This is a genomic window from Pseudarthrobacter scleromae, assembly GCF_014644515.1.
Lineage (GTDB): Bacteria > Actinomycetota > Actinomycetes > Actinomycetales > Micrococcaceae > Arthrobacter > Arthrobacter scleromae.
The window spans coordinates 264943-275248 of record NZ_BMKV01000004.1 but is presented as its reverse complement, the minus strand read 5'-3'; the positions used below and the strand labels follow the sequence as shown (position 1 = coordinate 275248).

The 10306-nt window shown below is 65.8% G+C and carries 11 protein-coding genes; 5 read left to right on the top strand and 6 right to left on the bottom strand.

Annotated elements, in window-relative coordinates; translation table 11 throughout:
- Nucleotides 1-22: 22 nt before the first annotated feature.
- Genes IEX33_RS12210 through IEX33_RS12200 form a run of 3 tightly spaced genes read right to left on the bottom strand, consistent with a single transcriptional unit; the run spans nt 23 to nt 1501 of the window.
- Nucleotides 23-424 carry a type II toxin-antitoxin system VapC family toxin gene (locus IEX33_RS12210; protein WP_188730513.1) on the bottom strand — a complete coding sequence of 134 codons (402 nt, stop codon included), beginning with the start codon at nt 422-424 and terminating at the stop codon, nt 23-25.
- On the bottom strand, nt 421-684 hold the full coding sequence (locus IEX33_RS12205; RefSeq protein ID WP_188730511.1) for a type II toxin-antitoxin system Phd/YefM family antitoxin: 264 nt from the start codon (nt 682-684) through the stop codon (nt 421-423). The genes IEX33_RS12210 and IEX33_RS12205 overlap by 4 nt, the downstream gene beginning before the upstream one ends.
- A 49-nt stretch (nt 685-733) precedes the next feature.
- A complete protein-coding gene (locus IEX33_RS12200; protein WP_188730509.1) occupies nt 734-1501 on the bottom strand; it encodes an alpha/beta fold hydrolase in 768 nt (255 codons plus the stop codon).
- Nucleotides 1502-1758: 257 nt separating this feature from the next.
- Between IEX33_RS12200 and IEX33_RS12195 the strand changes: the two genes are divergently transcribed.
- Both IEX33_RS12195 and IEX33_RS12190 read left to right on the top strand, forming a co-directional pair.
- Nucleotides 1759-1962, top strand: coding sequence for a cold-shock protein (locus IEX33_RS12195; protein ID WP_066274236.1), 204 nt, complete (start codon nt 1759-1761; stop codon nt 1960-1962).
- Between the two features lie 398 nt (nt 1963-2360).
- Nucleotides 2361-3209, top strand: coding sequence for an esterase/lipase family protein (locus IEX33_RS12190; RefSeq protein ID WP_188730507.1), 849 nt, complete (start codon nt 2361-2363; stop codon nt 3207-3209).
- Between the two features lie 8 nt (nt 3210-3217).
- Here the strand turns inward: IEX33_RS12190 and ctaD are convergent, their stop codons facing one another.
- Together ctaD and IEX33_RS12180 are read right to left on the bottom strand one after the other, a co-directional pair.
- Nucleotides 3218-4972, bottom strand: coding sequence for an aa3-type cytochrome oxidase subunit I (ctaD, locus tag IEX33_RS12185; RefSeq protein WP_188730900.1), 1755 nt, complete (start codon nt 4970-4972; stop codon nt 3218-3220).
- 141 nt (nt 4973-5113) lie between these two features.
- Nucleotides 5114-6850, bottom strand: a complete 1737-nt coding sequence (locus tag IEX33_RS12180; protein ID WP_229675354.1) for an SARP family transcriptional regulator — start codon at nt 6848-6850, stop codon at nt 5114-5116.
- Nucleotides 6851-7061: 211 nt separating this feature from the next.
- Here IEX33_RS12180 and IEX33_RS12175 point away from each other — a divergent pair, with 211 nt between their 5' ends.
- On the top strand, nt 7062-7223 hold the full coding sequence (locus tag IEX33_RS12175; protein ID WP_188730503.1) for a hypothetical protein: 162 nt from the start codon (nt 7062-7064) through the stop codon (nt 7221-7223).
- Between the two features lie 161 nt (nt 7224-7384).
- Here IEX33_RS12175 and IEX33_RS12170 read toward each other — a convergent pair whose 3' ends face one another.
- Nucleotides 7385-8119, bottom strand: a complete 735-nt coding sequence (locus tag IEX33_RS12170; RefSeq protein ID WP_188730501.1) for a FadR/GntR family transcriptional regulator — start codon at nt 8117-8119, stop codon at nt 7385-7387.
- A 188-nt stretch (nt 8120-8307) separates the two neighbouring features.
- Here IEX33_RS12170 and IEX33_RS12165 point away from each other — a divergent pair, with 188 nt between their 5' ends.
- Both IEX33_RS12165 and IEX33_RS12160 read left to right on the top strand, forming a co-directional pair.
- Entirely contained in the window at nt 8308-8853 is a 546-nt protein-coding gene (locus IEX33_RS12165) for a gluconokinase (protein ID WP_188730499.1), read from the top strand.
- Nucleotides 8854-8895: 42 nt separating this feature from the next.
- Nucleotides 8896-10299, top strand: coding sequence for a GntP family permease (locus IEX33_RS12160; RefSeq protein WP_188730497.1), 1404 nt, complete (start codon nt 8896-8898; stop codon nt 10297-10299).
- Nucleotides 10300-10306: the final 7 nt, after the last annotated feature.

Genomic DNA, 10306 nt, shown 5'->3' with positions numbered 1-10306 from the left:
GGAGGGGTGAGTCACGTCCTCGTTACGGCCCGGTCCGCATTCCCGGGGACAGGACGTTGATGCCGGCATCAACCGCTGCGGTGAGGAGTTCGACGTCGTACGAGACAAGAACGTCAACCTGCAGACGGATAGCAGTGGCCAGGTGAATGGCATCCGCGCTGCGAAGCCTGCCCGGCAGAGCCGCTGCGTACATGAGGTCCGAACGTACAAGATCGACCAGGTTGATGCCGCCGAGGGCTGCATTGACCAGTTCGCCGTGTATCGCACGGCGGCGCGCTGCACAGTGGAGTTCTGTGTAGAGGAGCATGGAGGCAACCAGGCTGTGGGTCTGGGACGCTGTTGACAGGTACGCCGCCAAGGTGGGCGATTCCTGCTCCTCCACCACGAGTTTGAGGACTGCCGATGTATCCGCGTAAATGATCAACGGTCACCGCGAAGGTCGTCCAGAATCTCCTCCGTGCTGGATTCCAGACTGACCCGGTGCAGGGCGGTGAAGTCGACGGGTCCAGTTGCGGGGCGTACCTGGCCTGCCAGCAGCAACCGTTCAAGGGGGGAAGCTGACGGCGGGATGAGTGTAGCGGCGATTTCGCCATTGTTGGTGACGTCGATTGTCTCCCCGTTCTTCACGCGTTCGAGGATCTTGCTGCTCTCGTTCCGCAGTTCACGGTGTGGAATTGTTGCCATAACGCACCTCCGTAGCAAGTGTAGCAACCCAGCTGGCCTAAGGGCAGATTCAGCCGCGGCCTTCCGCCTGCTCCCAGTGCCGCCGCAGCAACTCCGCCAGCCGGACGGGCTCTATCCGGTGGGGCGGGTCGAAGTGGTGGCGCTGTGGGAAGACTTCAAGATGGAAGTCCGGGAAGAAGACCCGCGCCAACCGGCCGGCAATCTCGCCGTAGTCATCCGGGTTGCTCAGTCCGCCGAGGGCGCAGAACACGGGCGGGCGGAACGCCGCCAGGCGTTCCCGGTCCAGGTCGTAGCTCCTGAAGGTGCGCAGGAATGCCTTGATCCCTGCCGGCCGCCTGGCCATCCACGGCGGCGGGGGACCCGGCGGTGGTGGCGGCAGGACGACGTCGGGCTTGACTCCCAGCCTCATGAAGGCGGGCATGATCTGCTCCGGAGGGAGGGTCTCCAGCTGTTCGTACTTCTTCCAGACCTCCGCGTGGGCGGGGCTCCAGTCCCAGGTCCCGGCCCAGGCGGGCTCAAGCAGGGCGAGGCTGAGCAGCCGTTCGGGGTATTTCGCGGCGAAGGCCAGCGCCGCAGCCCCGCCGCCGGAATAGCCCACAAGGTGGAACGTTTCCCATTCGCGTGCATCGGCCTCCCTCTGCACGCCGCCCACCTCCGTGTCAAGGCTCCAGCCGGGCGGAGGCTCCTCGTCCGCATAAAGCTCCAGGTCCTTGGCCACTGCCTGGACATCCGCTCCCAGGGCTTCAATCAGAGCGCCGTACGCATCCTGCGCGGGGAGGACTGCGCCAGGAAGGAGGATGGCCCGCATCGGTTCCATGGCAGAACCATACGCCTGGTGCCGCTGCTCCTGACAGGCCTGCGGAAGGGGACTGGGGGAACCGTGGAGGCCGGTTGGTAATTGCTGTCCGCAATCTCCTGTAGAGTAGATCCTGTTGTTGTGTTTATGCAGTTCGTAGTTCAGGCAGTACGCACGGTCGAAAGCCCGTGTTCTTCTGAAGCAGCGGTTTTGAGCACCCCAAACAGGAGGACCCGAAAGTCGGGACAGTTCCTCCACCTTCACGAAGGACAAAAATAATGGCTACTGGTACCGTCAAATGGTTTAACGCTGAAAAGGGCTTCGGCTTCATTTCCCCCGATGACTCCTCACAGGACGTTTTCGCACACTACTCTGCGATCGCCTCCTCCGGCTTCCGCTCACTCGAAGAGAACCAGAAGGTCTCCTTCGAAACCGAGCAGGGCCCCAAGGGTCCCCAGGCCGTAAACATCCAGTCCCTCTAATTCCTTAGAGAAACTGGGGCCTTAGGGTTTCAAAGTTTGAAAGCATGGCCGGTCACTGACCGGCCATGCTTTTGTTTAACCCGCGTGTGCCAGCACACCGCACGACGCCCTGGCGCCGGGGCCTGGCGTGAACGTTTGTGCAGTCGACATGAACCACTGGCCTGGCCCGGGCACTGCCCGGGCATTGCGCGCGCGGCCCGCAATTAGCTACTGACCAGTAACAACGCGTGCTGAGCGCGCCAGGCGGTCCACGTCCCGCCGCCTTGCAGTCTGGTCCGCAAGTGGCGCACGTCCGTGCACTTCATGCCGGTGCCGCACCCGGCGTGCCTAGCATGGAAACCGGGCCCACAGCCTGGCTTCCGGCCCTGCACCCGCTGACACAAAACAAAGAGGTTTCCATGTCGCTGCTTACCAGAACCCTGTCCCTTGCCGCCTCCGCTGTCCTGGCCTCATCCCTGGCCGTGGCACCCGCCCAGGCGGGCGTCGTCGAAATTCCCCCTCCCGGCGCGAACGACTGGTCCTGCAAGCCAACCTCCGAACACCCCTATCCGGTGGTCCTGGTGCCCGGAACCTTCGAGAGCATGGTGAAGAACTGGTCCACCCTCTCGCCCTACCTCAAGAGCCAGGGCTACTGCGTGTTTGCCCTGAACTACGGCGAGACGAACGGCGTCTACGCCACCGCCCCCGTCGCGGACTCCGCCCAGGAACTCGCCCCATTCGTTGACGCGGTCCTGGCCGCCACCGGCGCCAGGAAGGTGAACCTCGTTGGCCACAGCCAGGGCGGCATGATGCCCCGCTACTACATGGGCTTCCTCGGCGGGGCCAAGAACGTCAACCATCTCATCGGCATCGCCCCCTCCAATCACGGGACCGAGGGCGTGATCATTCCGCCGCCCGAAGTCCTGGAAGACCCGGACTTCACCGCGCTCGGGTGTGCGGCGTGTGCCGACCAGCAGGCCGGCTCCGCGTTCATGCAGAAGCTCAACTCCATCGGTGACACCGTGGTCGGACCGTCCTATACGGTGATCTCCACGGTCTATGACGAAGTGGTGATCCCGTACAACAGCCAGTTCCTCGCCGGCCCGGCGCGGCAGGTCACCAACATCACCATCCAGGACAAGTGCCCGTTGGACGTCTTCGAACATGACCAGGCACCCAACGATCCCGTGGTCCACCAGATCGTGGCCCACGCCTTGGGCAGGAGCTCAGGCCCGGCCGACCCGGCCTACCAGCCCCGCTGCATCTAGCCTTTTTGTCACTCGTCCGGACTCGGGCTGCGGACGTCCTTCTGGCCGATGTCGGCTGCGCCCAGGGCCGCCGCCGCGGGGCTGTGCGTGGTGTCGTGCTCGCGGACCCGGAGCTCCGGGTGGTGCAGGTCCAGGGCCGGCCGCTCCGAACGGATCCGGGGCAGGGAGGTGAAGTTGTGCCGCGGCGGCGGGCAGGACGTGGCCCACTCCAACGAGGCGCCGAATCCCCATGGATCGTCCACGGTGACCTTCTTCCCGGTCCGCCAGGTGATGTAGACGTTCCAGAAGAACGGAAGCAGGGAGGCCCCCAGGAGGAAGGACGACATGGTGGAGAACTGGTTCATCCACGTGAAGTTGTCCTCCACCAGGTAGTCGGCGTACCGGCGGGGCATGCCCATGACGCCCAGCCAGTGCTGGATCAGGAAGGTGCCGTGGAAGCCCAGGAACAGCATCCAGAAATGGATCTTTCCAAGGCGCTCGTTGAGCATGGTTCCGGTGAATTTGGGCCACCAGAAGTAGAACCCGGCGAACATCGCGAACACTACGGTTCCGAACACCACGTAGTGGAAGTGGGCCACCACGAAGTAGGTGTCCGACACGTGGAAGTCCAGCGGCGGGGACGCCAGGATGATGCCGGTGAGGCCGCCGAACAGGAACGTGACCAGGAAGCCGATGCTCCAGAGCATGGGGGTCTCGAAGGTCAGCGAACCGCCCCACATGGTGCCGATCCAGTTGAAGAACTTCACGCCGGTGGGCACCGCGATCAGCATGGTCATGAACGCGAAGAACGGCAGCAGCACCGAGCCTGTCACGTACATGTGGTGCGCCCAGACTGTCATGGACAGTGCGGCAATGGCGATGGTGGCGTAGACCAGGCCCTTGTAGCCGAAGATCGGCTTGCGGCTGAACACCGGGAAGATCTCGGAGACGATGCCGAAGAACGGCAGGGCGATGATGTACACCTCGGGGTGGCCGAAGAACCAGAACAGGTGCTGCCAGAGGACTGCGCCGCCGTTCTCCGGATCGTAGATATGGGCACCGAAGCGCCGGTCGGCACCGAGCGCGAACAGGGCTGCGGCCAGCGGCGGGAAGGCCATGATCACCAGGATTGAGGTGACCAGGGTGTTCCAGGTGAAGATCGGCATCCGCCACATGGTCAGTCCCGGGGCGCGCATGCAGATGATGGTGGTGATGAAGTTGACCGCACCCAGGATGGTCCCGAAGCCGGACAGCGCCAGGCCGAACACCCAGAGGTCACCGCCGATGCCGGGGCTGAAGGTGGTATCCGAGAGCGGCGCATAGGCGAACCAGCCAAAGGACGCGGCGCCCTGGGGCGTGATGAAGCCGGACATCGCAATGGTGGAGCCGAAAAGGAAGAACCAGAAAGCCAGCGCATTGAGCCGCGGGAAGGCCACGTCCGGAGCACCGATCTGCAGCGGCATGATGAAATTGGCGAACCCGGCGAACAGCGGGGTGGCGAACATGAGCAGCATCGCAATGCCGTGCATCGTGAAAAGCTGGTTGTACTGCTCCTTGGTCTGCAGGATCTGCATGCCCGGCTCGAACAGCTCAGCGCGGATGAGCAGGGCCATCACCCCGGCCAGGCAGAAGAAGGCAAACGACGTGATCAGGTACATGTACCCGATGGTCTTGTGGTCAGTGGTGGTGATCCAGTTGACCACCAGGCTGCCTTTGCGGCGCTTCGTGACAGCCGGCGCGGCGGTGGCGGCGAGCCCTTCAGTTGAATGTTCCGCAGTGGCCATCTTCCACCTCACAGAGTCTTCCGTATGGCGCGGCAGGTCCTTCATGGGCCCTACTTTGAAGGCTACTCAGGATCATGGCCTCCGGGAAGGGGCCCGGACAGCCGCTGCGGCCCACCGCCCTCCTGCACGGCCCCGCTTTGCTCAGTGCGGCAGTGCCTGCCGCAGCGGGCCCACCCGGTTGCGCTCCGCCAGGAACGCCACCAGCGCGGGATTGTCGATCTCCTTTGCCAGCCAGGGAACTGCCTGTGCAGCAGCTTCGTCGCCGAGGACAGCCCGGTGGGACTGCCCCCGCACCACGAATTCCCGCATCCCGCTCCGGCTCGCCAGCTCTACCAGCTGCTCCACGAACGCGGCCGCACGGGGGGACATGCTGGCAATGGAAACCTCCGCCGCCGTATCCAGAAGCCGGGCGGAGTACCAGAGGTACCAGGGTGTGGGTTCGAGGCCCCGGTCTATCCAGTGCTCCGCTGCCGCCAGATCGCCGTGCACCATCAAGAGCCGTGCTTCGGCTCCGGCGGCCAGGGCCATGTAGCAGTGATCGCCGGCGAGCTCCGCCATCACCCATGACCGGTCAATCAGGGCCGCAGCCTTCTCCACCTGCCCTGCGGCAAGGTACGTCTCTCCCCGCACGCCGGCAACAAACGGTTCAAACGCCGTCCAGTGTTCCTCCGCAATCCACGCCTGCGCCCGGTCCAGGGAGTCAGCCGCCTGCTCCAGTTCCCCGCGGAGCAGCCGTACCCTGCCCAGCAGTGCCTCGCTGAAGGCCTGCTGCCGGCGGTTCCGCACGGCCTTCGCCAGCTTTCCGGACTCTGTCAGGGCCGTCACGGCGTCCCCGTACCGTGCGGTGTCTGAGGCCAGCATGCCCTGGATGGCCAGGATTCTCGCCTGTTCGTCGGGGAATCCCCTGGCCGCCAGCATGGCCCGGTCCAGCCACCCGGCAGCCCGGTCCGGCACACCCCTTTGGACAGACAGGTAGCCCAGCTCGCGGTATGCGGCGGCGGCCGTCCGGGAGGCGCCGTCGGGCCCTTCCGCCTGGAGTGCACGGTGCAGGAAGTCCGCCACCTCGGCGCCGCGGCCGCCCGCCTGGTGGATCAGGGCGCCGGACAAGGTGACCAGGGACTCTGCGATCAGGTGACTATCGTCAATGCGCTGCGCCAGCACCACCGCGAGCCGCAGCTGGTCCAGCCCCCGGTCCACCGCACCCGCCCACAATGACGCGCCGCCGGCGTCAAGGTAGGAACGCACAGTCGCCGCGGTGGCCGGCATTCCCGGATCTGCCTCCGGCGCAGCATCGGAGAGGGCACGCCGAATTTCCGCGGGCAGCGGCAACCCCAGCTCCTGCCGGTAGAGGGCGCCGCACGCGGTGACGTGCCTGCGGGCCCGGCGGTGCTCACCCAAAGCCACCAGCGCCTTGACCAGGACAGCGTTACAGTCCGCGTGGAAGGGATCCCGGTGCAGCGCCAGGGTGGCCAGCTCAGCGGCCTCGCCCGGAGCACCTGAGCCCAAGGCAGCCAGCGCGGCCTCGTACAGCAGGGACTGGACCACGTTATCCAGCCGGAAGCGCTGGTCGGCCAGCCAGGAATCGAAGACGGGGCAATCGGCGAAGGACAGTCCCTCCAGCAACTGGCCGGTGAAGCCGCGGGGGTCCAGGCCGGGCCTGGCGGCAGAGCCCACCACTTCGAGTGCGTCGCAGCGCCACGGCGGCCGAAGCACCAGCCGCAATGGATCGCCGGCCACCGTGACGCCGTCGAGGGTCCGCCGCAGCTCGGACAGGTTCCAGCGCAGGGCACCGAGCGGGTCGGCGGCATCCGGAAACAAGAGCGACGCCGTGCGGGACCGGCCGGTGCCCTCGGCCTGCAGCGCGAGGTATGCCAGCACCGCCCAAGCCTTGCGGCCTCTGGGCTGCAGGGGAGTTGCGTCGGGGGACTCGACCGCGGGCGGACCAAGGAGCCGAATCAAATACTCGGCCATACGGCCCATGGTACGCCGCCGGAACAGCGGCGTCTGCGGGCCTCACACGCTTGGTCACACGCGGCCCGCACACACTGAAATCGCCCAACCGGCACACCACCACGAGAGGTACAAAACCATGGAATTGCTCGGCATCCTGCTCTTTGGACTCTGGGTTCTGATTGTCACTGTCTGCGTTGTCCTGACCGACGGCCGGGGCCACACGCCCGAGATCCGGTCCACGGATCCGTGGTCCGTAGGCAACCTTCCCAGTGAGCCATACGCGTCGCTGCGGATGTAGGTTCCACAGCCCCAGCCACCGGGACGAACGAGCGGCCCTACACCACCAGGGCGCTCAGCATTCGCGGCCCTGGTCCGCATAGACGGTGCTGGCAAGCGCCGCTTGTGCGGGCCAGGGCCGTCCTTGTGGGAAGTCACCCCACACAGCGCCAGCGCAGGGAGTTAACCCAGGCCCATCGCTTCCCGCACTTCGTCCAGGATGTGGTGCATCGCCGATTCAGCCACGGCCGTATCGCCGCGCGCCACTGCTGCCGCCACGTCCTCGTGCGCCTGCAGTGCCTCATCCCGGGGCTTGAACGGCATGAGCCCCTGCTGGGTCCGGCTGGTCAGCACTTCCGCCACCATGCCTTCCAGCGCCTGGAACATCTCGTTTCCGCAGCTTCGCAGGAGCAGCTGGTGGAACTCGATGTCCGCGGCCAGGAACCCCTGGAGGTCGCCGGCTTCACCCAGCCGCCGCAGCGCAGCCCCGAGGGCAACGAGCTGGGCCCTTTCCGCGGCACTGGCACGCCGGGCGGCACCGGCGGCGGCGATGGGTTCGACGGCGATGCGCAGCTCGGTGAGGCTGCTGTACTGGAGCTCACGCCGGTCTGAAGCCAGCCGCCAGCGCACCAGCTTAGGATCAAAAACGTTCCACAGGGACCGGTCCTGCACCACAATGCCCACGCGCCGCCGCGAGTAGACCAGGTTCATGGATTCCAGGACCTTCATGGTGTCCCGGGCTACGGTCCGCGATATCCCGTACTCCTGCTGCAGCCCCTCGAGGGTGAGCCGGCTGCCGGGGGCCAGATTGCCGGAAGCGATGGCAACCCCCACCGCCTCCAGGACCCGCTCATGCATCGCGGGGGAGGCCCCGCCGTCGTGCGCTTTATCCGCGCCCTCACCTGTCGCCGTCGACATTCTGTCCGCCTCTCCTGCGCCGCAGCGCCTTCCCAGAATACCGGGAAAAAGAAGAAAGGTATGACCTGTAACACGAAAAGATAGTATCTTTCCCCTAAAAAGGTGATACCTTATGGCGTAGCCCACTTCTTAACGGGCCAACAGCGAGCTTCTTCGAAAGCCAAAGACGTCTTCTCCGGAGGTATGACATGCAGTATCCCCCCACGCACCTTGTGGTCATGGGCGTTGCCGGCTCAGGCAAAACCACCCTCGCGGCCGCCCTGTCCTCGCAGCTGGGCTGGGCCTGCGCCGAAGCGGACGAGTTCCACCCTGAGGCCAACATCACCAAGATGACGCAGGGCATTGCGCTCCAGGACGAGGACCGCTGGCCCTGGCTGCAGGAAATCCGCACCTGGATGACCGCCCAGGCGCAGGCCGGCTGCAGCACCGTCCTGACATGCTCCGCCCTCAAGAAGAGCTACCGCAAGCTCCTCTCCGAAGCGGAAGGCCGCGTGGTCTTCCTCCACCTCGACGGCGGCGCGGACCTGATCGGCCAGCGCATGCAGGGCCGGGCGGGTCACTTCATGCCGCCCACCCTGCTGCCCAGCCAGCTTGCCACCCTGGAGCCGCTCAGCCAGGAAGAGCTCGACGCCGGCAGCCTCCGCCTCGACATCTCCCAGTCGCCTGAGCAGCTGGTCGCCGCCGTCGTGCAGGCTCTGCAGCTTCCCACCGGCCAGGCGCCCTGCGCGCCCTGACCGCCCCCTAAACCCCCCAAAGTACTGTTTCAAAGGAGAACCATGACCATCGAAGGATGGACCCAAACGCTGGGCGCAGGACCCCTGCTGCTCATCGCCGGAGCAGCGATCCTCGTCCTGCTGTTCCTGATCATCAAGCTGCGTATGCACGCCCTGATCGCCCTGATCCTCATCAGCCTCGCCACCGCCTTCGCCACCGGCATTCCCGCCAACCAGGTGGTCCCGGTGCTGATCAACGGTTTCGGCACCACGCTTGGCACGGTGGCACTCCTGGTGGGCCTGGGCGCCATGCTCGGCCGCATCGTGGAAACCAGCGGCGGTGCCAAGGTGCTGGCCGACTACCTCATCGGCGTCTTCGGCGAAAAGCGTGCCCCCTTTGCGCTTGGCCTGGCCTCCCTGATCTTCGGCTTCCCCATCTTCTTCGACGCCGGCCTGGTGGTCATGCTGCCGGTCGTCTTCGCAGTGGCCCACCGCCTGGGCGGGGGAGTGCTCCGCTACGGCCTGCCTGCCGCGGGCGCGTTCTCCGTGATGCACATCTTCCTGCCCCCTCACCCGGGTCCGGTGTCCGCGTCCGCGTTCTTCGACGCCAACATCGGCCTGGTCACCCTCGCCGGCCTGATCGTCGCCATCCCCACCTGGTACGTCACCGCCTACCTCTTCGGCCTCTACACCGGCAAGAAGCTGGTCCTTCCCGTACCAGAAATCCTGGGCCACGCCTCCGCCGAAGCGGAATCCAACCCGCCGCGTTTCCGCACCGTGGTGGGCCTGCTGCTCCTGCCGCTGGTCCTGATCTTCATGAACACCGGGCTGAACACCCTGGCCTCCTCCGGCGTGCTCGCCGAAGGCGTCAAGGATGAGCAGTGGTACCAGGTCCTGCGGACGCTGGGTGAAACCCCGGTGGCGCTGCTGATCTCGGTGCTGGTAGCCCTGTTCGTGCTGGGCAGCAAGCGCGGCAAGGACGCCGGAGCCCTTGAGAAGCTCCTGGAATCCTCGCTCGGCCCGGTCTGCTCCGTCATCCTGATCACCGGCGCCGGCGGCATGTTCGGCGGCGTCCTGCGCACCTCCGGCATCGGCCAGGCACTCGCCGACGTCCTGGGCGACCTGGGCATCCCGCTCATCCTGGCCGGCTTCCTGATCTCCAGCATCCTGCGCATCGCCCAGGGATCCGCCACCGTTGCACTGACCACCACCGCAGGCCTGATCGCCCCGGCCGTGGCCCTGGCCGGACTGAACGGCATGCAGGTGGCCGCCATGGTGATCGCCGTGGCCGCCGGCTCCGTGGTGGTCTCCCACGTGAACGACTCCGGCTTCTGGCTGGTGGGCCGCTTCTTCGGAATGGATGTCAAGACCACGCTGAAGACCTGGACCGTTATGGAAACCCTCATCGGTGTGATGGGCTTTGCCATCGCGGCCGTGATCTTCCTGGTGGCCGGAGTGGCGGGCTAGCACCCTT

Coding starts and splice junctions, on each gene's coding strand:
- IEX33_RS12200 (WP_188730509.1), bottom strand. CDS start 1,501: ATGGAACCGATGCGGGCCATCCTCCTTCCTGGCGCAGTCCTCCCCGCG.
- ctaD (WP_188730900.1), bottom strand. CDS start 4,972: ATGGCCACTGCGGAACATTCAACTGAAGGGCTCGCCGCCACCGCCGCG.
- IEX33_RS12190 (WP_188730507.1), top strand. CDS start 2,361: ATGTCGCTGCTTACCAGAACCCTGTCCCTTGCCGCCTCCGCTGTCCTG.
- IEX33_RS12175 (WP_188730503.1), top strand. CDS start 7,062: ATGGAATTGCTCGGCATCCTGCTCTTTGGACTCTGGGTTCTGATTGTC.
- IEX33_RS12165 (WP_188730499.1), top strand. CDS start 8,308: ATGCAGTATCCCCCCACGCACCTTGTGGTCATGGGCGTTGCCGGCTCA.
- IEX33_RS12170 (WP_188730501.1), bottom strand. CDS start 8,119: ATGTCGACGGCGACAGGTGAGGGCGCGGATAAAGCGCACGACGGCGGG.
- IEX33_RS12205 (WP_188730511.1), bottom strand. CDS start 684: ATGGCAACAATTCCACACCGTGAACTGCGGAACGAGAGCAGCAAGATC.
- IEX33_RS12160 (WP_188730497.1), top strand. CDS start 8,896: ATGACCATCGAAGGATGGACCCAAACGCTGGGCGCAGGACCCCTGCTG.
- IEX33_RS12195 (WP_066274236.1), top strand. CDS start 1,759: ATGGCTACTGGTACCGTCAAATGGTTTAACGCTGAAAAGGGCTTCGGC.